At 61.7% G+C, this 22,086-nt stretch carries 19 protein-coding genes and 1 tRNA gene; 14 read left to right on the top strand and 6 right to left on the bottom strand.

Features of this window, described 5'->3' with window-relative positions; genetic code table 11:
- Nucleotides 1–10: 10 nt before the first annotated feature.
- The gene (locus tag WAB17_RS13875) at nucleotides 11–1,672 is read right to left on the bottom strand and encodes a thiamine pyrophosphate-binding protein (protein WP_435417932.1); all 1,662 of its coding nucleotides are present in this window, start codon (nucleotides 1,670–1,672) and stop codon (nucleotides 11–13) included.
- A 149-nt stretch (nucleotides 1,673–1,821) separates the two neighbouring features.
- On the opposite strand from WAB17_RS13875, the gene WAB17_RS13870 reads away from it, so the two are divergent.
- Nucleotides 1,822–2,040: a hypothetical protein gene (locus tag WAB17_RS13870; RefSeq protein WP_435417931.1), complete on the top strand. Its 219-nt coding sequence runs from the start codon at nucleotides 1,822–1,824 to the stop codon at nucleotides 2,038–2,040.
- Here the strand turns inward: WAB17_RS13870 and WAB17_RS13865 are convergent.
- A complete protein-coding gene (locus WAB17_RS13865; protein WP_435417930.1) occupies nucleotides 2,037–3,341 on the bottom strand; it encodes an MFS transporter in 1,305 nt (434 codons plus the stop codon). The genes WAB17_RS13870 and WAB17_RS13865 overlap by 4 nt on opposite strands.
- Before the next feature lie 119 nt (nucleotides 3,342–3,460).
- On the opposite strand from WAB17_RS13865, the gene pgsA reads away from it, so the two are divergent.
- On the top strand, nucleotides 3,461–4,069 hold the full coding sequence (gene pgsA / locus WAB17_RS13860; protein ID WP_435417929.1) for a CDP-diacylglycerol--glycerol-3-phosphate 3-phosphatidyltransferase: 609 nt from the start codon (nucleotides 3,461–3,463) through the stop codon (nucleotides 4,067–4,069).
- A 4-nt stretch (nucleotides 4,070–4,073) separates the two neighbouring features.
- Here pgsA and WAB17_RS13855 read toward each other — a convergent pair whose 3' ends face one another.
- From WAB17_RS13855 to rnd, 3 genes are all read right to left on the bottom strand, one after another.
- Nucleotides 4,074–4,409 (bottom strand): PilZ domain-containing protein, encoded by a 336-nt coding sequence (locus WAB17_RS13855; RefSeq protein WP_435417928.1) that lies wholly within the window; start codon nucleotides 4,407–4,409, stop codon nucleotides 4,074–4,076.
- A 100-nt stretch (nucleotides 4,410–4,509) separates the two neighbouring features.
- The gene (locus WAB17_RS13850) at nucleotides 4,510–5,406 is read right to left on the bottom strand and encodes a hydrogen peroxide-inducible genes activator (RefSeq protein WP_435417927.1); all 897 of its coding nucleotides are present in this window, start codon (nucleotides 5,404–5,406) and stop codon (nucleotides 4,510–4,512) included.
- A gap of 9 nt (nucleotides 5,407–5,415) precedes the next feature.
- Nucleotides 5,416–6,612: a ribonuclease D gene (gene rnd / locus WAB17_RS13845; RefSeq protein WP_435417926.1), complete on the bottom strand. Its 1,197-nt coding sequence runs from the start codon at nucleotides 6,610–6,612 to the stop codon at nucleotides 5,416–5,418.
- 186 nt (nucleotides 6,613–6,798) lie between these two features.
- Here rnd and aspS point away from each other — a divergent pair, with 186 nt between their 5' ends.
- From aspS to WAB17_RS13815, 6 genes are all read left to right on the top strand, one after another.
- Nucleotides 6,799–8,586 (top strand): aspartate--tRNA ligase, encoded by a 1,788-nt coding sequence (aspS, locus tag WAB17_RS13840; RefSeq protein ID WP_435417925.1) that lies wholly within the window; start codon nucleotides 6,799–6,801, stop codon nucleotides 8,584–8,586.
- Between the two features lie 93 nt (nucleotides 8,587–8,679).
- The gene (locus WAB17_RS13835; protein WP_120717626.1) at nucleotides 8,680–8,916 is read left to right on the top strand and encodes an acyl carrier protein; all 237 of its coding nucleotides are present in this window, start codon (nucleotides 8,680–8,682) and stop codon (nucleotides 8,914–8,916) included.
- Nucleotides 8,917–9,024: 108 nt separating this feature from the next.
- Nucleotides 9,025–10,284 (top strand): beta-ketoacyl-ACP synthase II, encoded by a 1,260-nt coding sequence (gene fabF / locus WAB17_RS13830; RefSeq protein WP_435417924.1) that lies wholly within the window; start codon nucleotides 9,025–9,027, stop codon nucleotides 10,282–10,284.
- Nucleotides 10,285–10,289: 5 nt separating this feature from the next.
- Nucleotides 10,290–11,252 (top strand): endolytic transglycosylase MltG, encoded by a 963-nt coding sequence (gene mltG, locus WAB17_RS13825; protein WP_435417923.1) that lies wholly within the window; start codon nucleotides 10,290–10,292, stop codon nucleotides 11,250–11,252.
- A complete protein-coding gene (locus WAB17_RS13820) occupies nucleotides 11,249–11,785 on the top strand; it encodes a 2'-5' RNA ligase family protein (protein WP_435417922.1) in 537 nt (178 codons plus the stop codon). The genes mltG and WAB17_RS13820 overlap by 4 nt, the downstream gene beginning before the upstream one ends.
- A gap of 79 nt (nucleotides 11,786–11,864) precedes the next feature.
- Nucleotides 11,865–11,941: transfer RNA gene (locus WAB17_RS13815), tRNA-Met, on the top strand.
- 486 nt (nucleotides 11,942–12,427) lie between these two features.
- Here the strand turns inward: WAB17_RS13815 and WAB17_RS13810 are convergent.
- Entirely contained in the window at nucleotides 12,428–13,339 is a 912-nt protein-coding gene (locus tag WAB17_RS13810; protein WP_435417921.1) for a haloalkane dehalogenase, read from the bottom strand.
- Between the two features lie 74 nt (nucleotides 13,340–13,413).
- On the opposite strand from WAB17_RS13810, the gene WAB17_RS13805 reads away from it, so the two are divergent.
- The 6 genes from WAB17_RS13805 (at nucleotide 13,414) to WAB17_RS13780 (ending at nucleotide 22,085) form a co-directional block, all read left to right on the top strand.
- On the top strand, nucleotides 13,414–14,022 hold the full coding sequence (locus WAB17_RS13805) for a TetR/AcrR family transcriptional regulator (RefSeq protein ID WP_435417920.1): 609 nt from the start codon (nucleotides 13,414–13,416) through the stop codon (nucleotides 14,020–14,022).
- Between the two features lie 92 nt (nucleotides 14,023–14,114).
- The gene (locus WAB17_RS13800; protein ID WP_435417919.1) at nucleotides 14,115–15,665 is read left to right on the top strand and encodes a zinc-binding dehydrogenase; all 1,551 of its coding nucleotides are present in this window, start codon (nucleotides 14,115–14,117) and stop codon (nucleotides 15,663–15,665) included.
- A 125-nt stretch (nucleotides 15,666–15,790) separates the two neighbouring features.
- Nucleotides 15,791–17,374 (top strand): sulfatase-like hydrolase/transferase, encoded by a 1,584-nt coding sequence (locus WAB17_RS13795; RefSeq protein ID WP_435417918.1) that lies wholly within the window; start codon nucleotides 15,791–15,793, stop codon nucleotides 17,372–17,374.
- 3 nt (nucleotides 17,375–17,377) lie between these two features.
- The gene (locus WAB17_RS13790) at nucleotides 17,378–18,514 is read left to right on the top strand and encodes a VOC family protein (protein ID WP_435417917.1); all 1,137 of its coding nucleotides are present in this window, start codon (nucleotides 17,378–17,380) and stop codon (nucleotides 18,512–18,514) included.
- 10 nt (nucleotides 18,515–18,524) lie between these two features.
- Nucleotides 18,525–19,463 (top strand): fumarylacetoacetate hydrolase family protein, encoded by a 939-nt coding sequence (locus WAB17_RS13785; RefSeq protein WP_435417916.1) that lies wholly within the window; start codon nucleotides 18,525–18,527, stop codon nucleotides 19,461–19,463.
- Between the two features lie 156 nt (nucleotides 19,464–19,619).
- A complete protein-coding gene (locus tag WAB17_RS13780; protein ID WP_435417915.1) occupies nucleotides 19,620–22,085 on the top strand; it encodes a TonB-dependent receptor in 2,466 nt (821 codons plus the stop codon).
- Nucleotide 22,086: the final 1 nt, after the last annotated feature.

Below are 22,086 nucleotides of genomic sequence, written 5' to 3'. Positions count from 1 at the left end.
GATCGACAAGCTAGCGGTTGCGGAGGCCGCTGACGGTCGCTCCGCTGGCAGCAAGCTGCTCCACGTCGATCAGGCAGTGTATCAGCCTGAGCCCCTTCGCATCCCTGGCTTCCAACAGCGCCGCCTTGAACTGATCGGTGGTCTCTGCCCGGGCCGACCAGCCGCCATAGGCCTTCGCCAGTGCCGCGAAGTCGGGGTTCTTGAGCTCCGTAGCGGAAATGCGGGCGGGGAATTCGCGTTCCTGATGCATGCGGATCGTGCCGTAGGCCCCGTTGTCGACGATGATGACGAGCAGGTCGACGTCATATTGAACGGCGGTCGCAAGTTCCTGGCCGTTCATCATGAAATCGCCGTCTCCCGCGACGGCGACCACGGTCCGGTCGGGGAAACGCCGCGCCGCAGCGATGGCGGCGGGAACACCGTACCCCATGGCACCGCAGGTCGGGGCGAGCTGGGTCGGGTAACCGTCGTAATGCCAGTACCTATGCCACCAGCCGCCGAAATTGCCCGCTCCGTTGCAGATCATCGTGTCGGCTGGCAGCGTTTCCCTCATGAATGCGACGCAGCTTGCCAGATCGAGCGACCAGTCACCGGGTTGGGCGGTGGACCATGCGAGCCAATCGGCATGAGCCTCGGCGCCCGCATCGAACGGGATGATGTCGCTGTCCTCCAATAAATCGGCGGCTTCGGCGAACTCGGCCATGTCGGCGCAAATCGGCAAGTCGGTCCGGAAGACGCGGCCGAGCTCGTTGGGATCGGGGTGGACGTGAATGAGCAGCTGCGCCGGATGGTCGGGGGTGACGATCGAATAACCGTCCGTCGTCGCTTCGCCGAGACGCGCACCGACTGCAAGGATTAGATCTGCCTGCCTGATCCGCTCGACCAGTTTCGGATTTGGGCCATAACCCAGATTGCCGGCGTAAACCGGAGACTGCGGCGAAATAGCATCCTGACGGCGGAAAGCGGTGGCGACCGGCAGGCCGATCCGTTCGGCGAAGGACTGGAAATGCGCGCGTGCCTTGGCGTTCCAGCCCGCGCCGCCGATGATCGCAACCGGTGCAGCGGCATCGGCCAACAATGCCAGCATGGCCTGAAGGGCATCGGGGCAGGGCGGCTGGGCCGGGCGCACCACCTGCGGCCGCGCCTTTGCCGTAGTGGTGTCCGACAGCATGTCTTCCGGCAAGGCCAGCACGACCGGTCCGGGACGCCCGGACATGGCGACGGACCAGGCACGCGCGACATATTCGGGAATCCGGTCGGCATTGTCGATCTTTGCCGCCCATTTGGCGATCGGCCCGAAGAAGGCCGGGAAGTCGATTTCCTGGAACCCCTCGCGATCCTTCATGTCGCGCGCGACATCGCCCACGAACAGGACCATCGGCTGGGAGTCCTGGAACGCCACGTGCACGCCGATCGTCGCATTCGTCGCGCCGGGCCCGCGGGTGACGAAGGCCACGCCAGGCCGACCGGTCATGGCGCCATCGGCGCAGGCCATGAAGCTGACTCCGCCTTCCTGCCGGCACGTAATCACGTCGATATCGGCCTGGCCGTGCAAACCGTCGAGCACTTGCAGGAAGCTTTCTCCCGGCACCGTGAAGATGCGGTCACAGCCCTGTTCGACAAGGCATTCGACCAGCAGGCGGGCGGCGTCGGGTGTCGGAGTATCGCTCATACCAGCGCCTCTAGCGACCAAGCCGCGAGGCGACAACGCCAGCGTAGTTATCCACCGTCCGTCGTGAACAATCACCCTTAATGTCCCGCGCTGCAACAGCGGGAAATCGGCAGGAGCGCGATGGTTAGCAATTCGTTAACACCTGCATCATGAACACGATAACCGCTGCCAGATCATCGCGTCGTTCGCTCGTCCTCACGGACGAGGGGGCCCGCCATCCGTTTCGCGCCAGCCTGCCGCCGCATGTGCGCGCAAGCCAGCCGGCGGCGCCGCTCCGGGCAGCATGGAACCTGACGCGAGAGGATATTCGCGGCTTTGCGAGCGCCTACTTCGCCAGTCTCGCAGCCGTGCTGGTGTTCATCATCTAAGCGCTTTCCGCTATCTCGGCACGGTGCAGCAAGCGCCCCAGCCAGGCCGACACAAGGCACATCGAACCTGTGAAAAGCAGCTGTTCGGTCACCGGTATGCCGGCGAAACTCATGCCCATCACGATCAGCGATCCCAGGACCATCGCGCCTGAATTGACGATGTTGTTGGCCGCTATCGTCCGCGACGTCTTGTCGGGGGCGACCCGTGTGGTCAGGAAGGCATAGAGCGGCACCACGAACATGCCGCCCGAAATGGCAATCCCGAGCAGGCACAGCAGCAGCACGCTTGCCATCGGCCAAGCGATGAACTCGCCCACGGTCAGCAATTCGGCGGGCGGGTCGAGTTGCCACAGCTTGCACACGGCGTAGAATGCCACGACGAAACCGCCCATGACGATCACCGAAACCGGCGAATACCGTGCCGAAACGACGCCTTTCAGCAGCCGGTTGACCACGATCGAACCGATCGCCACCCCGATGGAGAAGACCACCAGGAAGAGGCTCGCCACTTCCTTGCTGGCGACGATCACGTTTTTCGCCAGCGGGAAGAACTGCACGAACAGCACGGTGCCGATCGACCAGAAGAAACTGATTGCCAGGATGGCCAGGAAAACCTGCCGGATCTTCATCGTTTCCCGCACGAGCTTCACCGAGGCGCGCAGGATGTGCCAGTCGAGCGGTTCGACTTCGCCCTGCGGTGGAGCGCTGGGCACGCTGAGGCTTACCAGCCAGCCGACGATCGCGGTCAGGACGATGCCGACAGCGGCAGCCTCCACCGAAATCCACCCGGCGATGATCGTGCCGGCGAGGATCGCGATATAGGTTCCGGCCTCGACCCATCCGGTGCCGGACAGGACCGCCTCGCGCGGGAGGTGTTGCGGCAAAATGGCGTACTTGATGGGGCCGAAGAATGTCGAGTGGATCCCCATGGCCAGCAAGGCGACAAGCAGGAGAGGGATGGCGAAGCTTTCGACAGCGATGCCTTCCCATGCCATGACAAGCCCCGCGGCCCCGACCAGCATGATCAGTATTTCGCAGAACTTGATGATGCGAATGATCTTCGCCTTGTCGCGCATGTCGGCAAGCTGTCCCGCGAGCGCCGAAAGGATGAAGAACGGGAGGATGAAGACGCCCGATGCGATGCCGCTGAAGGCACCTTCGGCACTTTCGGAATTGTAGATGCTGTAAACGACGAACAGCACCATCGCGTTCTTGTAGAGGTTGTCGTTGAAGGCATTCAGCAACTGGGTCACGAACAGCGGCAGGAACTTGCGGCTGCGCAACAGGTCGAGCGACGTCATGGAAACCCCTTGGCGACGCGGCACGCCGCGGCTGGCCACTCACTAGAGACTGTTCGCGGCGAGGGATAGTATCTTGCGAACGCTTTTTCCCGGCAAAGCACTGCGCTAAAGCCGGGCCGATGCTGACCTTGCCCAACCTCCTGACCCTGTCGCGCATCCTGGCGGTGCCGTTGCTCGCCTTCTTCCTCTGGTGGCCGGACTGGCAAGTGGGCTATGCGATCGGCTTCGTCCTCTACAGCCTTATCGGGTTTACCGATTACCTCGACGGCTACCTCGCCCGCGCGCAGGGGACGGTATCCAAGCTCGGCCAGTTTCTCGACCCGATCGCAGACAAGATCATGGTCGCGGCGATCATCCTGGTGCTGACGGCCCAGGGCTTCATGCGCGGCCCCTATGTAGGGGACTTGCACGTCATTGCCGGGCTGGTCATCCTGGTGCGGGAAATCGCCGTTTCGGGATTGCGGGAGTTTCTCGGCCCGCTGCGCGTTTCGGTTCCGGTGTCGCGCCTCGCCAAATGGAAGACGACATTCCAGCTGCTCAGCCTCGGCGCCCTGATACTCGGCGGGGCGGTGCATGGCGTGCCATGCCATTCGGTGGCACAGGACTGCGGGACGCTTTCCAGCCAGTGGATCCATCTCGTCGGCCTTGCCAGCCTTTGGGCGGCGGCTGTCCTTACGCTTGTGACCGGCTGGGATTACCTTCGCGTCGGCCTCAAGCACATGGACTGACCAGTCAACCGTAGAGCGGGAGTCCGAACCGGTCGCGCGGATCATCCGCGTCAAACCCTTCGAGCATCGAAGTATATCCGAGCATCTGGACGATCTTCTGATGCACCGGCGTGCCGAACTTGATGCCTGCCTTGTCGTCGATCCGCCACATAACGTGGCCAGTCGCGGTCACCATGTCGCGCAAATTGACTTCGACCGCCGCGCCCTCGCGGGCCGCAGGGTTGCGCAATTCGATCATGCAACCGCCGCATGACAGGTTGTAGAGTGTTGCGACATCGCGCTCGCCTTCGATGAAGACGGCGATTTCCTCGTCAGTCGAGAAACGATTGAAAGAGCGCATGATTGGCGACTTTCCATTGTTGAGACCCTAAGCCCGGCAACAATGTTACAAAAATCCCAATATTTGATGAATGCGATGAGGCGGTCCTTGCCACTACCCCTCAACCTTTGCGTATCTCAGCCGCGAGCAAGCGAAACTCCTCCGACCTCGGGGAATTCCTCCGCCAGATCAGGGCAATCTCGCGCATGGCGGCGTTGGATTTCAATGGCCGGGCGACCACGTCCGTATTGGCGAGAATTCCTGCGTCCAGCGCCATCTGCGGCAGCATGGTCAGGCCGAGCCCGTTGTCGACCATCTGCACCAGTGTGTGGAGCGAGGTGCCGATCATCGTTGCGCTGCCGCGCAGCTCGGGCCGGTTGCAGGCGGCAAGGGCGTGTTCCTTCAGGCAGTGCCCGTCCTCGAGGAGCAGAAGTCGTCCCTCATCGATCATGCTCGGTTTGACGATCTCCGGCGGGTCGCGCGGATCATCCTTGGGGAAGGCGACGAAGAGAGCGTCGTCGGCAATATGCTCCATCTCGACCTCGCCGGTGGCGAAGGGCAGGGCGAGCAGCACGCAATCGACACGCCCGTGATGGAGCGATTCCACGGCGTCGTGACTGGTCTCCTCGCGCAGGAACAGCTTCAGTTCCGGCCGCTCCTTGCGCAGCCGCGGCAGAATGCGCGGCAAGAGGAAGGGGGCGATGGTCGGAATAACGCTCATGCGGACGGTACCCGAAAGCGGCTTGCCCGCGGCCTGGACCAGGTCCGACAGCTCTTCTGCCTCACGCAGCAGCCGATGGGCCTTCTCCACCACCTGATTGCCCAGCGGCGTAAACCTGACGACCCGGCGACTGCGTTCGACCAGCGTTACGCCAAGAAGGGATTCGAGTTCGCGGATGCCCGCCGAGAGGGTCGACTGCGATACGAAGCTCGCCTCGGCCGCACGCCCGAAATGCCCATGCTCATGCAACGCGACGAGGTACTGCAACTGCTTGATCGTGGGGAGGTAGGTGGACACCGTAACGGCTTATTCCGCTGCCTGTTTCAGGTCATCGACGACATCATCGACATGGGTCATGGTCAGCCGGCCATTCTTCACCGCAAAGGCCAGCTTGCCTTCGACCAGGTCGAGAGCGTCCTTGCCGAATATCTCGTAGCGCCAGCCTTGCAGGATCGGCAGGTCGCGCACGCCGGCGGCTAGCGCCTCCATCTCGTCGGCGCGGGTAAGGAGGCGGGCAGCGATGTCGATTTCGCGGGCGCGGATCTTGAGCAGCAGCTTCAGGAGGTCGGCCACCAGCGCGCCTTCCTTGCCGAGCGGCGCGCCGTGCCCGGTCTTCTCCGGCATTTCCTCCTTGGGCAGCGGCTCGGCCTTTTCGAGGCACTTCATCAGCCGCTTGCCGATGTCGTTGTCGCGCCAAGCCTGGCTGAGCCCGCGGACCTTGGCGAGATCGGCCTGGGACTTGGGCGGGTGGCTGGCGATGTCGGCCAGCGTCTCGTCGCGCACGATACGGCCGCGCGGGATGTTCTTGTGCTGCGCCTCGGCCTCGCGCCACGCGGCGAGTGCCTTGAGGCGACCGAGCACCTGCGGGTTGCGTCCGGGCGAACGAATGCGGCGCCAGGCGAGGTCGGCATTATTCGCATAATTGGCCGGATCGGCCAGCTTTTCCATTTCGGCATCGAGCCAGCCGCCGCGCTTGGTCTTGATGAGCTTCTTGAGGATACGCGGGAAAATCGTGGCGAGGTGGGTGACATCGCCGATGGCGTATTCGATCTGCCGATCCGTCAGCGGGCGGCGGCTCCAGTCGGTGAAGCGCGCACCCTTGTCGATCGTCAGCCCCATCCAGGTTTCGACCAAGTTGGCATAGCCGATCTGTTCGGACTGGCTGATCGCCATCATCGCGATCTGGGTATCGAAGATCGGGTGCGGGGTCTTGCCGGTGAAATTGTAGACGATCTCGACGTCCTGCCCGCCGGCATGGAAGACCTTGAGCACGTCTTCGTTGTTGCACATCAGGTCCCACAGGCACGCGAGATCGATACCGGGCGCCAGCGGGTCGACTGCTGCGGCTTCTTCGCTGTTGCCGATCTGGATCAGGCAGAGTTCGGGCCAGTAGGTGTTCTCGCGCATGAACTCGGTGTCCACGCAGACGAAGTCGGATTTGGCGAGCCGCTCGCACAGCTGGCGGAGCGTTTCGGTATCGGTAATCAGGTCATGTATCTTCATAGGTCATTTCTTAGGTGTGCGGAGTACCGCAACTCGGGAGTATTCCCGGGAACGCGCCGCACTTGACAAACTGCGGTGCATCCCCTGTTAGCGCGCGCGAATTCCGGCTAGGGGCCTTCTCGGCCCACCGTGCCCGCGAACGCGCGCGCCCTTAGCCTCATAGCTCCGAAAATGGAAAGATTTTAGATGCACGCCTATCGTACCCACAACTGTGCAGCGCTGACGACGGCGGAAGTCGGCGAAACGGTCCGCCTGTCGGGCTGGATCCATCGCAAGCGCGACCATGGCGGGGTGCTCTTCATCGACCTGCGCGACCATTACGGCCTGACCCAGATCGTGGCCGACAGCGACTCGGCGGCGCTGCCGGTGCTGGAAAAACTGCGCGCGGAAAGCGTCGTCACCATCGATGGTGTCGTGAAGGCGCGCGCCGAAGGGACGGTCAACGCCAACCTGCCGACCGGCGCCATCGAAGTCTTCGCCAAGTCGGTGACGATCCAAAGTGCGGCCGAGGAACTGCCGCTGCCGGTCGCCGACGAGCAGCCTTACCCTGAGGATATCCGCCTCACCTACCGCTTCCTCGACCTGCGGCGCGAGACGCTGCACAGGAACATCATGACCCGCGTGGCGGTGGTGGCGGACCTGCGGCGCCGCATGGCCGAGGTCGGCTTCAACGAATTCTCGACCCCGATCCTGACGGCTTCGTCCCCTGAAGGCGCGCGCGACTTCCTCGTGCCGAGCCGCATCCATGCCGGCAAGTTCTACGCGTTGCCGCAGGCACCGCAGATCTACAAGCAGCTGCTGATGGTCTCGGGCTTCGATCGCTATTTCCAGATCGCACCCTGCTTCCGCGACGAGGACCCGCGCGCCGACCGCCTGCCGGGCGAATTCTACCAGCTCGACCTCGAAATGAGCTTCGTCACCCAGGAAGAGGTGTGGGACACGATGGAACCGGTCATTGCCGGGACCTTCGAAGCCTTTGCCGATGGCAAGCATGTGACGCCCGCAGGCAGCTTCCCGCGCATCCCCTATGCCGAAGCGATGCTGAAGTACGGCACCGACAAGCCCGACCTGCGCAACCCGCTGGTGATCACCGATGTGTCGCAGCACTTCACTACCTCGGGCTTCGGCCTGTTCGAGAAGATCGTCGGCGGCGGCGGTGTCGTCCGCGCTATCCCGGCGCCGGGCACGCATGAAAAGAGCCGCAAGTTCTTCGACGACATGAACGACTGGGCGCGCAAGGAAGGTTTCGCCGGACTCGGCTATGTCACCCGCAAGAGCGGCGAGTTCGGCGGCCCGATCGCCAAGAACCACGGCACCGAAGGCATGGAAGCGCTCTACGCCGAGCTGGGGCTGGGCGAGAACGACGGCCTGTTCTTCGCGGCGGGCAAGGAAGCCGACGCGGCCAAGCTTGCGGGCGCTGCCCGCATCCGAGTGGGCGAGCAGCTGGACCTTATCGACCAGAACCGCTTCGAATTCGCCTGGATCGTCGATTTCCCGTTCTACGAATGGAACGAGGACGAGAAGAAGGTCGACTTCAGCCACAACCCGTTCTCCATGCCGCAGGGCGGGATGGAAGCGCTGGAGGGGCAGGATCCGTTGACGATCAACGCGTACCAGTACGACCTCGTCTGCAACGGGTATGAGCTCGCCTCGGGCTCGATCCGTAATCATAAGCCCGAAACAATGGTCAAGGCGTTCGAACTGGTCGGCCTCTCCAAGGACGATGTGATCGAACGCTTCGGAGGCATGTACCGCGCCTTCCAGTATGGCGCGCCGCCGCATGGTGGGATGGCCGCTGGCGTGGACCGCATCGTGATGTTGCTGTGCGGGGCGCAGAACCTGCGCGAAATCACGCTGTTCCCGATGAACCAGAAGGCCGAAGACCTGTTGATGGGCGCGCCCAGCCTGCCCGAGCCGAAGCAGCTGCGCGAGCTGCACCTGCGCGTGGTCGAGCCGCCGAAGAAGGAAATCTGACCCCATGCAGCGGCGCTCGCCTCTTGCGCAGCGGCCTTGCGTTCATTAGGGCGAAATCCAATATACAAACCCCACCAAGCAGAGGGACAAATAATGAGCGATACCGCTGAACGCGTGCAGAAGATCGTCGTCGAGCATCTTGGCGTCGAGGCCGACAAGGTCACCCAGGAAGCCAGCTTCATCGACGATCTTGGCGCCGACAGCCTGGACATCGTCGAACTCGTGATGGCCTTCGAAGAAGAATTCGGCGTCGAAATCCCCGATGATGCAGCCGAGAAGATCTCGACCGTCGGCGACGCGACCAAGTACATCGAAGAGCACAAGGGCTAAGCCAAGGGGCTAAGCCGTTTTGCGCTTTGTACCCCGCCGATCGGGCGGGGACTGACAGGCCCGACCCCATCTGCGGGCCGGGCCTGTTCCATATCGACGGAGAATTGCATGCGCCGCGTAGTTGTCACCGGACTTGGCCTCGTCACCCCGCTCGGCGGTGATGTCGAGACGACCTGGAAAAATCTCATCGCGGGCGAAAGCGGTGCCGGGCCGATCACCCGCTTCGATCCCGTCGGGCAGAAATGCACCATCGCCTGCGAGGTCAAGGGCAAGGATCATCCCTGGGGCTTCGACCCCGACAAGCGCGTCGACCACAAGATCCAGCGGCAGGTCGATCCCTTCATCATCTACGGCATCGATGCCGCGGGGCAGGCGCTCGAAGATGCCGGCCTGACCGACATGTCCGAGGCAGAGAAACGCCGCACCGGCGCCTCGATCGGATCGGGCATCGGCGGCCTGCCGGGCATCGAGATCGAATCGGTCAACCTGCACGAACGTGGCCCGGGCCGGGTCTCGCCGCATTTCGTCCATGGCCGCCTGATCAATCTGATCACCGGCCAGGTCACCATCAAATACGGCTTCATGGGTCCCAACCATGCGGTCGTGACGGCCTGTTCGACCGGTGCTCACTCGATCGGCGATGCTGCGCGGATGATTGCCATGGACGATGCCGACGTGATGCTGGCGGGCGGGGCGGAAAGCACCGTCAATCCTCTTGGAATTGCCGGTTTCGCCCAGGCGCGCGCGCTCAACATGAGCATGAACGATCGCCCGACCGAAGCGAGCCGTCCCTACGACAAGGATCGCGACGGTTTCGTCATGGGCGAGGGCGCGGGTGTGGTCGTGCTCGAAGAATTCGAACGCGCCAAGGCGCGCGGCGCCAGGATCTACGGTGAAGTGACCGGCTATGGCCTGTCGGGCGATGCCTATCACGTCACTGCGCCGCATCCCGACGGGCTGGGCGCGCAGCTCGCGATGGAGATGGCCTTGCGCAAGGCCGGTCTGAAGCCGGGCGACATCGACTACGTCAACGCCCACGGCACCTCGACCATGGCCGACACTATCGAACTGGCCGCCGTGAAGCGCGTTCTGGGCAACGATCTTGGCGGCGCGTCGATGAGCAGCACGAAGTCCGCCATCGGCCACCTGCTGGGCGGCGCGGGCGCTGTGGAGGCGATCTTCTGCCTGCTTGCAATGCGCGACCAGGTGGTTCCGCCGACGCTCAACCTGCACAATCCCGACGAGGGCACCGAGGGCGTCGACCTCGTTCCGCTCAAGGCCAAGAGCCGCGAAGTCCGGGCAGTGCTCAACAACAGCTTCGGCTTCGGCGGGACCAATGCCTCGCTGGTGATGCAGAAGCTCGACTGATGGGCATGATCCGCCGGCTTTTCGCCGTCGCAGCGCTGGTAGCCGTCCTTGCCGGGGGCTGGTTCGCCTACGGCTGGTATGGTGCGAGCGCGCTGCAGAAAGATACGAACTTCATCATCCCGTCGGGTTCCAGCCTGACATCGGTCGCGCGCAAGCTGGAGGATGAAGGCATCGTCGCCTCGGCCGAAGCGTTCCTCCTGCGCGCGAAGATACTCGGCGGCGGCGATGCGATCCAGGCCGGCGAATTCGCGCTGCCGGCCGGCGCCAGCCCCGCGTCGATCCTGTCGATGTTCCAGAGCGGCGAAACCATCAACCGCTTCGTGACCATCCCCGAAGGTATGCCGTCCATCCTCGTCTATGAAAAGCTGATGGCGGAGGATCTGCTGACGGGCGACATACCCGTGCCCGAAGAAGGCTCGGTGCTGCCCGATACCTACAGCTTCGAACGCGGGGAAGCGCGGACGGCCGTGCTTGCCCGCATGCAGGCGGCGATGCGCAACTACCTCGCCGAGGCCTGGCCCAAGCGCAAGCCGGGCATTGCGGTCGACAGTATCGAGGAAGCGGTGACGCTGGCCTCGATCGTCGAGAAGGAAACCGGCAAGCCATCGGAACGGCGCATGGTGGCAGGGCTTTATTCCAACCGGGTCAAGACCGGCATGTTGCTGCAGGCCGATCCGACCGTGATCTACCCGATTACCAAGGGCAAGCCGCTTGGCCGCCGCATCCGCCAGTCGGAGCTGCGCGCGATCAACGATTACAACACCTATTCGATGCTGGGCCTGCCCAAGGGCCCCATTACGAACCCGGGCCGGGAATCGATCGCGGCGGTTCTCGATCCGGCCAGCACCAGTGCGCTCTTCATGGTGGCCGACGGCACAGGCGGGCACAAGTTCGCCGACACGCTGGACGAGCACAATGCGAATGTCGCCGAGTGGTATGAACTGCGCCGGCAGCGGGGCGAGATGTGAACGGCGTAGCGGGGCACGCTGCTCCGCTGATCGTCACCGCGTTGTTGCCCGGCGATCTTCACGCCTGGGCCACCGCCTTGCGGACGCGGCACTTCCCGCCGGAGCGCAACTACCTCGAAGCGCATGTAACGCTGTTTCACGCTGTCCCCGCGGATTGCGAGGCTGAGCTGGAGGGAGTGCTCAAGCGGTTCGCAGCGGAGTTCGCCCCCGTCGACGCGCACTTGCTCGGCCTCATGTCGCTGGGCCGGGGTACCGCACTCAAGCTCGAGAGCCCCGGGATCCTGAGGCTGCGCGACGGCATCGCGGACCACTTGCGCGGGCTGTTGACGGCGCAGGATCAGAACCGGCCAAGGCTGCACGTCACCATCCAGAACAAGGTGTCGCCGGCAGAGGCAAAAGCGCTGCAGTCTGCGCTGGAGGGCACCATCGAACTGCGCCGGTTCGCCTTTCGCGGCTTCGGCCTCTACCGTTACATCGGTGGCCCGTGGCAGCATAATCGCGACTTCGCATTCCGGGGCCGTGAAAAGGCCTGATTGGCGGTTGACCGGGGCAACTCCCCGCCCTAAATGCGCCGCCTGCCGAGGGCTGACGCGCCCTGCAGGTGCCTTTCGGGGCGGAGTAGCTCAGGTGGTTAGAGCAGCGGAATCATAATCCGCGTGTCGGGGGTTCGAGTCCCTCCTCCGCTACCAATCTCGAATCCGCATGGGTTCGCTTGCTTCCGCATGCGTCCGGATTTTCGGCCCAAATCCCTGATTTCAATAGCAGATGTGCTACTACGCTAGTTCGCCTGGGGCCGTATGCGTCCGCATGTGTTCGCTTGAAGCCGGGGCTTTGTGGGGGTATCGGTTGGGGTCTTGTCGGTTCTCATGGAATCGGGCGATACCCCCAACTGCGACCGTCGAACGAACAGAAGATTCTCTCCCAAGTACAACGGCGTGTCGAAGCTATTTCAAAAAGGGGCTCCTCGAATGGTCCCGATTTCTATCCGGAGCTCGAGTTTCTGCTGAGATCTAAGCACAAGCGGGCGGCAGCGGGCAGGGCATCTGTTTCTCGTCCGGAATTACAGCTTTGCCAGTCGAGCGAAACGAGCTTTTGTCGCGAGTGTGCCTAGTTGCGATTGGCCAAACAGAAGGTCCGTTGTCCCAAAAGTAGGACCAGCGAGAACAGTCGTAATCCTAAGCGCCAGCAGCATTGCGCTGCGAAAAGGACCTCAGGGCAGCGTTGGCGACTGCTGAGCCCCATTCCTGCACGAAATGGCCCGCCTCCTCGATTATGAGCGGTTCAGGGCATCCTCTGATCGTCTGGCGCAACGCTTCCATTGCAACAGGCGTTATAACCTGATCCTGCGCACCTATCGCCATGAAGCTCTGTCCAGCCCACTCATCGCTCCACCACTTGCGTGCTCTGCGCGAAATCGCAGCGCCGTCGACATCGGGTCCTGCGGGCACGAGATCGGGAAAGCGCCGCACTCCTGCCTTGTAGCTCGCATCGGGGAAGGGGGCGCCATAAGCCGCAGCTTCTGCCTCGCTAAGGATCGGGGTCGCGCGCTGCATGAGTGCCGCGACGTCGAGATCGGGCTGCGAACGGTTGAATGCGCGCCAGGCTTCGAAACCGGGACCGAGATCCCGGTCGCCGGTCGCGAGCGCCGTGTTCATGACAATCAGCCGAGAGAAACGGTCTGCCCGGTCCATCGGTAAAGTAAGCCCGAGCAAGCCACCCCAATCCTGACACACCAGTGTAATGTCGGTCAGGTTCATAGTGTCAATGAAGGCGAGCAAGCTGTTGCGATGCATAGAGAACGTGTAGAAGCTGTCGTCATCGGGCTTGTCCGACTTCCCGAAACCAATGAGATCGGGCGCGATGACCCGTCCGGCCTCAGCGAGGATTGGTATCATCTTGCGATAAAGATACGACCAACTTGGCTGGCCGTGCAGGCAAAGAAATATTGGCGCCCCGGTTTCCGACCGCCCTTCGTCGAGATAGTGCATGCGCAATCCAGGATCGCCCGGAAGCTCGCAAAAATTGGCGACGAAGGCGTATCCTGGAAGATTCCTGAAACGGTCGTCGGGAGTGCGAAGAATTTGCACAGTTGTTTCCTCTCATCATGTAGTTGTCGTCATAAAGCTGGAATTCCCGCGCGCGATTGCGCAAGGTGGTTTGCATGAGCAGAACGCCCGCCCGCGCCGCGCCTGATGCGATGGAAGGTTTGGACACGCGTGATCGGATCCTTGAAGCGGGTCTGGCCGAGTTTGGCGAAAAGGGCCTCAGGGCGGCCAGCATTGCCTCGATCTGCCGCCGTGCAAGACTTGCGAACGGTACCTTCTACCTTCATTTTCGCTCGACCGAGGATCTCTATCGCGCGTTGCTGACGAAGGCTGCGATGGAGCTTGGTCGCCGACTGCGCGAGGGGTCTACAGGCGACCTGACGCCCAAGGCACGTGACCGATTGGAGGTTGGGGTGATCTTCGAGTTCGCGGAAGAATGCGAGGATCTGTTCCGCCTGGTGGCGGATGAACGCGGCGGATACTCCGAAGCGCACAATGCTTTCCAGGCCGTGTTGCACCGTCAACGCAGCGAAGAAATTGCGAGCGGTATCCGCGAAGGCCGGTTTCGCCCGGATCTCGATGCGGATCTTGCGGCGCTTGCCGACTTCGGAATGACCACAGAAGTTGTACAATGGTGGCTGGCGAACCGCGCGATAATGTCCCGGCAAGCGGCAGTGGATCGTCTCGCCGACATGCGTGCCCATCTTCTCTTTCCTTCCGATTGAACGCGTTCCGAAGCACCAAACAGCCCCGCACTTGACATCTCACCCATCTGCCACCTAGTCAATGAGAGATATCTCATTATGTTAGCGCAGGTATGAGCGGGACCATTCTTCAAGAGAAATTGCGTGAGAGCGGTACGTTGCTCGCCGGTCGCGTCGCACTTTCTGTTCCCGCTGCGGAAGCCTGGTCGTTCATTCGGGACATGGAAAATTATCCACGGTGGTTCCCAGGCATACTGCGGATGCGATCGCTGGACGACAAACCCATTGGCGTTGTTGGCAAACGATATTCGGAACTCGCAGAATTGCCCGGTGGCGGTGTCGAAGAAATCTCCGTGGAAGTCGTGGTGGCCAACGAAGCGGACATGCATCTTGCGATCGAAGCCGACTTGGTGCCGGTTTTGCCGCGGTTCGATTATCGGGTCGTAGCCGCAGGAGAGAATAAATGCGTCTTCGAGTGGCAAGCCGGCTCACGCGGAGAGGGCTTATTTGCCTGGTTTGGCCGCCGCGTATTTCCACGAGTGGTGGGGCCGCGGCTAAAGCGTGGCCTGACCAATCTTAAGCGTGTGCTTGAAAAGCCTCCGCGCGACATCATGCGCGCCGTGCAATTCCGCGAGTTCGGTCCCGCCAGGGATGTAACGGTAATAGAAAGCGCAGCGGCCCGTCCCAGCCCCGGAAAAGGCGAGGTTCTGGTGCGGCAGCTCGCAAGCTCAGTCAATCACATCGACTGCCTCAGGCGGCAGGGTTACGGACAGAGGATCATGTCGCTGCGCGGCGCGCTCAACAGACCCGTTACGCTGGGTAATGACGTTTGCGGTGTGGTGACCGAAGTCGGAGCAGGTGCCGAGCGCTTTGCTTCCGGTGTTCTGGTTCTCGGGGTCAAGCCGCCATCGAGCTCCGGCAGTTTTGCCGACTACGTGGTGGCACGTGCCGATTTGCTGGTTCCGTTTCCTACGACAATGGATCCCGCCGTGGTCGCGGGCGCTCCTTATGTTTTCATTACGGCCTGGAATGCAGTGGTGAACGAAGGAGGGTTGAGCCCGCGAAGCGGCAAAAAACTCTTTGTGCAGGGCGGCGGGGGCGGCGTCGGCGCCATGGCCGTTCAGATTGGGAAGTCGCTCGGGGCCCATGTAATCGCAAGCTGTGCGGCCGATCAGATCGATGCCGTGCTCTCGATGGGCGCAGACGAAGCGATCGACTACGCCACTACTGACCTTTCGGATCGGGCGGGCCAATTCGATCTCGTCATATGCACAGCCAATGCAGCGGAGCAGGCGCAGTTGATCGCCTTGCTCAAAACCTCCTCCGAGGCCCGTTATGTCACAGTGATCCATCCGACTCTTTCGCTGGTTGACGACCACGGCATCATCCGCGGAATGTTGGCTGCAAAACGACAGCTTCGCCAGCTCAACCGTAGGCTCAAGACAGCTGGGCAAAGCGCTCATTGGGTGTTGTTCAAGGCGCAGCCCGATGCGCTGGCCGCTTTGGGCCGGATGATTCATGGCGGCGAGCTCGTAGTACCTGTCGACAGCGTCTGGCCGCTTGATCGAGCTGCGGAGGCGCAAGAACGGCTGGAAAGCGGCAAGGCCAATGGCAAGGTCATCCTCAAGATCGGCGAAAAACAGGAGATTGCGCGATGGGAGTGACTCGCAGAGGCGCGCTCATCGCTGCGTCGGCAGTAGGAGCAGCGGGCGCCGCAACCTGGTGGGCTATGCAGCCCGGCCCCGCGCCAAGGGGCCATTTCGATCGTCCCAAGGGCAAACGTTTCAACGTGCTGTTCGTCCTTTCCGACCAGGAGCGCGGCTGGTCGCAATATCCCTCCGGATTTATCGAAAAGCATGCGCCAGCGCGGCAATGGCTGCGAGAAAACGGCGTCCACTTTACCGATTTTCAGACGCCCAACGCGCTGTGCTCGCCTGCGCGCGGGATCATCGCCTCAGGTGCGCAATCTCCGGTGAACGGGATGTGGGATAACGCGCCCATCATCTATTCAACGCCCCTGCGAACCGATCGGCCAACCGTTGGAACGCTGTTCCAGGATGCAGGCTATACGACCGGGTACGCGGGCAAGTGGCACTTGTCACATTTCGAGGATGAGACTGGTTCCACACCCGAGCAACGCAGGCAAATCAATCGTACAATCAAGAGCTACGGTTTCGACGAGACCGACAATGGCGAGGAAACGGATGGCCCGCTGACCGGTTGGCAGCATGACGATCGAACGGTGGAGCGGGCGATCGGGTTCATCCGTCGGCGACAGAGTGACGAGCGGCCGTGGTTCCTTTCGGTGAACCTGCTCAATCCGCACGACATCATGTATTACACGAGCGGGCCCGAAATGACCGCTACGCGGGTGTCGCAATTTCCCGATGCAAGCGCCAGACCCCCGTTCGAGGATCCGCTTTACGCGGAGGATCTGGGATACGAGCTTACGGAAAATTTCGGGCCTTCAACCTATGAAGGACGCGCTTCCGGGGTACAGGAATACCACCTGACCTTTTCCGAGGCGATGGGTCATTTCGATTACGAAGATCGTGACGCCGGTCGCGAGATGCAGAATTACTACTGGAATTGCACGCGCGACAGCGACCGGCATCTCAAGCGCTTGCTCGACGCGCTGGAAACGTCGGGAATGATGGACGACACGATCGTCGTCTTCACGTCCGATCACGGCGAGATACTCGGCAGCCATGGCATCAGGGGCAAGGGTACCGGCGTTTTCCGCGAGCAGAACCATGTGCCAGCGATCATCGTCCATCCGGACGGGGCCAAAGGGGCCGAGATCTCGTATCCCCTTTCCCATATCGACTGGGTCCCGACGCTGCTCGGTTTGGCAGGTGTTCCCGGACCGGTCCTCAGGGAACAGATGCCGATGATCGTCGGGCGCGACTTTTCGCGGCTCGTGTTCGAGCCTGGCGCACCGTCGCCACGCGCCGATACGGGTGTCTTGCTGCTCTGGTCCTCGATCGCATTCCAGCGCCACCAGAGCGTGCGCAAGTTTGACGCCGTCCGCAAGCAGTCGATGCCGGGCCGACTTTTCGCAATGCGTGAACTGGTCAAGGAAAACCTGACCGCTCGCGGACAGATGAGGGCGATCTATGACGGACGCTGGAAATTTGCGCGTTATGGGTCGCCGATCGTCATGGACCCGGCTCGAAATCCCACCGACCTCTTCGCGAATTACGATCTTGAGCTGTTCGACACAGCTGCAGATCCTGCGGAAATCCGGAACTTGGCCAGGGACCCCGCTTTCGAGGGCCAGATTGCATCCCTGAACCAGCGGCTCAACGATCTCGTCGCGAGAGAAATCGGCGACGACGATGCAAGCTTTCTGCCCTTTTACATGCGGGCTTGATGCGTGCGCACGGCAAACGCCACCGATCCGATCGCAGCCCTCTTCGAGGATCTTGATCCGTCGCAGGTGAAAGCGATCGAACGTCCTGAGCCGCTTTTGCGCGCCGCCCGCCTCGCCTACATCCGGTTCGAGAAACCCGACCTCGCCCGACAGCTGCGGTTCCTCGAAGATTTCGGAATGTCGATTGCGCGGCAATCCGATTCAGATCTTTACATGCGGGGATGCGGAGTAGACCCATTCGTTTATCACGCCCGCAAGGGTCCGAAGTCGCGTTTTGTCGGTGTGGGCTTCGTCGTCGAAAGCCATGACGATTTCGAGCGCGCTTCTCGAGCCGCCGGTGCCAGCGCGATCCTTGCGGAAGCAGGGCCGGGCGGGGGGCAGAAGGTAATTCTGACCGATCCGAACGGGTTCGAGGTCGAGCTCATTCACGGGCAGACACCAACTATCCCGGTGACTTTACGTGCACCCGCAAGCGTCCCCAACAGCACTCACGCTGTGGGACGACCCAACCTGTCGGTACGTCCACCACTGGAGCCGGTACAGATCATGAAGCTGGGCCATGTCGTGTTACAATGCTGCGATTTCGACGCGACAATCGACTGGTGGATGCGCCATCTCGGCCTGATCCCCAGCGATGCGCAGGTTTTGCCAGATGGCAGCGTGAACCTAGCGTTTTGCCGCCTCGATCTGGGGAATGAGCCGAGCGACCATCATACTGTGGCGATCGCAGGTGGGGTTGGGGCGGTCTATATGCACAGCGCCTACGAGGTGAGAGATATCGAGGCTGTGGGCCAGGGACAGCAAGTGCTCAAGGCAGGGGGGTGGCGGCATGGCTGGGGCATGGGTCGACATTACTATGGTAGTCAGATTTTCGATTACTGGCGCGATCCCTGGGGCGATCTGATGGAGCACTATGCTGACGGCGACATGTTCGATGCCGCAGTCCCGACGAGGTATTCGCGGTTTTCCCGCGGCAGCACCTGGATGTGGGGCCAGGATCAGCCAACCGATTTCGAAGGAGTCTCGCCAGGATTGCTTCTTCTTGCCCTGCGAAATCTGGTTGCGGGGCGCATTTCGTTGGCGCGGCTCAAATCGGTCATGGCCTCGCTCAAGGCGCGGCCGCGGCCCTGGCTGAAATAGGGGATTTGGTATGGCTGGACGGGTCGCGAGACTGAACGTGAATGGCGTGGCGACATGGGTGGTCGAGAAGGTCGGCGAATGCCGTCTTATTGTGGGTGAATTCCCTACCACCCGTGCCTTTTTCGAACACGGCGGGCCGCAGGCGATTGCCGAGGGCAACATAGGCGGTCCCGTGTCCGGCAGTTTTCTCAGTCCCGTGACCCGGGACGCGCGCTTCGTCTGCCAGGCGACCAACTATGCCGATCATGTTCGCGAAGTTGGGGGAAATCCGGCCGACATCGTCAACAACGTGCTGTTTACGAAAGCATCTTCCTCCATCTCACCGCCCGATACCGAAATAGTGCGACCCGCGCACGTACGCCTGCTCGATTACGAGATCGAACTTGGTCTTGTTTTACGGAAGCGGATCGACGGGCCAATTGAGGTGCGAAGCGGCGGGCTCGGCGAATGGCTGGGGGGACTTGTAATCGTCAACGACATCAGCGCGCGCGATGTCCAGATAAGCCATGGCCAATTCCACAAGGCGAAAAGCTACCGCACGTTCGCACCGGTCGGGCCATGGCTGGTTTTGCCGACCGCCGAGGAATGGGATGCCATTGGCAGCCTTCGCCTCGAGCTGAAGGTGAATGGCGAAGTCCGGCAGAGCTCGGCCGCGTCTGAGATGATTTTCGATCCCGCGGCAACGCTGAGCGAAATCGGGACGATCATGGATCTCGATGCGGGCGATCTGATCGCCACCGGCACGCCCGGCGGCGTTGCGCTGCATCCGCCCGGCGCTTTCGTTCAGGCGCTGGGCGGATTCCTGTCTCCAAAACGACGGTTTTCCGCGTTCATGAAGGGGCAGCTCAAACGAGCAGAGTATCTCAAGGACGGGGACGTGATCGAGAGCCGGATTTATGATCCCACCCTCGGTATCGATCTCGGAATTCAAACCAACCGGGTGGTTTGAAAGCAGCGTTGCGAAACTCGACTTTCGTACTCAGCGCAATGAGAACTTGAAGGAAGCAGTGCACGTCCGGCTCCCCCAGGCTTGACAAATCCCCTTCAATGAGAGACCTCTCAGAAAAGCCTTGGGCGAAGACCCGATTGAGTAAGGGAGAGGGATATGACTGGAAAAATCGCGCTAGGTGCCCTGCTTCTGACTCAGGCCAGCGGTGTCGCCTTGGCACAGTCCGCCGAGACTACCCCACCGAGCGAAGTCGTAAATGACGAGAACGTCATCATCGTCACCGCGCAGAAGCGGGCTGAGAATGTTCAGGACGTTCCGATCTCGATTGTCGCGCTGGGTTCCGATCAATTACAGCAAGCCAACGTTTCGCAGATCGAAGATCTCGAGACCGTTGCGCCGAATTTTACCGCAAAGCGCGGGCCGCAGGTTGCGAATTTCCGCCTCAACGTGCGCGGCGTCGGAGCTTTCGCAAATAACGCGGTTGAGCCCAGTGTCGCGTCCTATGTCGACGGAGTCTATGTTCCCCGTCCTGGAACCTTGGTCGGCAATATGCTGGACATTGCGAGTGTCGAGGTCCTCCGCGGTCCTCAAGGAACCTTGTTCGGTCGCAATGCAAGCGTTGGTGCGCTGTCGTTGCGCACGGCTACACCAGAACCCGAATTTTCCGGCCGTGTTTCAGCCGAAGCCGGAAATGGCGACCGCTACAAGGTTGATGGCTACATCAACCTGCCCGCGAGCGAAACTCTCTCCTTTCGGCTCGCGGGCCTTTATCAAGCCTTTGACGGCTATTGGACGAATGAACTGGATGGCCAGCGGTTCGGCGGTTCGAACGATCTGGCGCTGCGTCTGAGCGCGAGACTTGAGTCCGGGCCGGTCGATTGGATTATACGCGGGGACTATGCCCGATCGACCGGCGACGGTGTCGGGAATGTCGATTTCGTGGCTACTTCGGTCACCCCTGCCCAGTTGGCCGCCCTTCAGGCTCGTCTCGGCGGCCGACTTCCCGATACAAACTTCGAGGATCGCCGGGCAAACCAGGTCCTCAATCTCGACCTGGAAGATAGCCATTGGGGCGTTTCTAGCGACTTCAGCTATGATTTTGGCGCTCTTGGCACCTTGCGTCTGGTCAACAGTTTTCGCGATTGGGACAACAGCCAGCTCGATGGCGACATCCTGTTTCTGCCGGTTGCGTTTACCTCCCGCCAGTCGGACTATGGATCGAAAAGCCACAACCACGAATTGCAGTTTCTCTCCCCTACCGGGGAGTGGTTGGCTGGTCGCTTCGATCTCGTGGCCGGGCTTTATTATTTCCAGGAGGACTATCGCCTGACCGAGCGTCTCAACATCGAGGCGCAGTTTTGCAACGTACTGTTCGCGGCTTCCGCGCCGCCGGTCGTCGCACAGCGAAATGCCTGTAATGCGTTTCTCGCCGGAGGGGGTGGTCCGAATGCGACCAACTTGATCTTCGGCCAGAGCGTCGAAAGCCTTGCGGCCTACGCGCAAGGGACCTTTCGGATCGTGGACAGGCTCGCGCTCACAGGCGGCATGCGCTATACGCATGATGACAAATCGGCGAGGTTCGACCAGACCATCGCGACGCCATTTGCGGCACCATTCCGGTCACCGGAGGTGCTGGAGCTTCCGAATATCGGAGAGGGGCGTTTCACATATCGTGTTGGCCTCACGTGGGAGCCGTCCGACGACATCCTGTTGTTTGCCACCTACACCACCGGATACAAGTCTGCGGGATACAACTCCGGCGGCGGCTCGCCAGCGCAGACCCGGGTCGATGCGGCTGGCGTTCCGATCCTCGATTCCAGTGGCAACATCGTTACGACTCGCGTTTTTGATCGTGAGACGGTCAAGAACTACGAGATCGGTGCAAAGACGAGCTGGCTCGATGGTGCCCTGATCGCCAACCTCACCTTCTACCGCATGGATATCGAGGGCTTCCAGGATCGCGCTTTCGATGGCGTGACATTCTCCTTCCGCAATGCCGGCAATCTGCGCCAGCAGGGGTTCGAATTCGATACGGTCATCAGACCGATACCCGATTTCACCATTCGCGGCTCGCTCGCCTATCTCGACTCCGCTTTCACGGACTATCGGAACGGCTCGGGTCTCCCGGGCTTCCCGGTGACGGTCGGCGGCGTTGCCAATCCGGCTGCGGTCCAAAACCTCAATGGGCTGCCCAACGCCTATTCGCCGGAGTTGAGCGGTTCGTTTTCGGCCGACTGGCAGGGCGATCTCGGTAACTCCGGTTTGCGGTGGCGTCTGAATGGCAACCTGTCGTTTACAGGCGATCATTTCACCGGCGGCACGAACGACGGGAATCCCCAGACCATTCAGGACGGCTACGCGCTGCTCGGAGGTCGCGCGACGATCGAGGACGACGAGGGTCGTTGGTCGCTGTCCGTGTTCGGGACGAACCTGACCGACGCAGCCTATTGCCAGGCGACGCTTTACCAACCGCTCGGCGCACAACTCGGCCTGAACAATCAGGTTTTTACGGGTCAGAGCGGTCTCGTGGCACCAGGAGTAACTGGAACGGGCAGCACAGCAGTGCGGTGCTTCCGCGGAGATCCACGGACCTACGGCGTTTCCGCCAGCTTCAGCTTCTGAC

It is taken from the genome of Parerythrobacter aurantius (assembly GCF_045291475.1).
Taxonomy (GTDB): domain Bacteria; phylum Pseudomonadota; class Alphaproteobacteria; order Sphingomonadales; family Sphingomonadaceae; genus Parerythrobacter; species Parerythrobacter aurantius.
This window is presented reverse-complemented; position numbering and strand designations above follow the sequence as displayed.